Source organism: Faecalimonas sp. LCP19S3_D12 (assembly GCF_052121495.1).
Taxonomy (GTDB): domain Bacteria; phylum Bacillota; class Clostridia; order Lachnospirales; family Lachnospiraceae; genus Faecalimonas.
The window spans coordinates 1-731 of the sequence record NZ_JBQKED010000123.1 but is presented as its reverse complement, the minus strand read 5'-3'; the positions used below and the strand labels follow the sequence as shown (position 1 = coordinate 731).

Sequence of the window (731 nt, the reverse complement as noted above, 5' to 3'; positions counted from 1 at the left end):
CATACATTACTGCACTTCCACCTCTGTCCTATCTACCTTGTCGTCTTCAAGGGGTCTTACTAACTTGACGTTATGGGATATCTCATCTTGAGGGGGGCTTCACGCTTAGATGCCTTCAGCGTTTATCCCTTCCCGGCTTGGCTACTCTGCCATGCTCTTGGTAGAACAACAGATTCACCAGCGGCCAGTCCAACCCGGTCCTCTCGTACTAAGGTCAGCTCCTCTCAAATATCCTACGCCCACGCCGGATAGGGACCGAACTGTCTCACGACGTTCTGAACCCAGCTCGCGTACCGCTTTAATGGGCGAACAGCCCAACCCTTGGGACCTACTCCAGCCCCAGGATGCGATGAGCCGACATCGAGGTGCCAAACCACTCCGTCGATGTGAACTCTTGGGAGTGATAAGCCTGTTATCCCCAGGGTAGCTTTTATCCGTTGAGCGATGGCAATCCCACTTTATACCACCGGATCACTAAGTCCTACTTTCGTACCTGCTCCACCCGTCGGTGTCGCAGTCAAGCTCCCTTCTGCCTTTGCACTCTTCGAATGGTTTCCGACCATTCTGAGGGAACCTTTGAGCGCCTCCGATACCCTTTCGGAGGCGACCGCCCCAGTCAAACTCCCCACCTGACATTGTCCCCCAGCCGGTTCACGGCTGCTGGTTAGAAATCCAATACTGCAAGGGTGGTATCCCAACAGCGACTCTGCGGCAACTGGCGTCACCGCTTC

General features: G+C 54.9%; 1 rRNA gene. It reads right to left on the bottom strand.

The features are described from left to right. Nucleotides 1-731 (bottom strand): 23S ribosomal RNA (locus tag ACTQXY_RS15530); the annotation flags it as partial.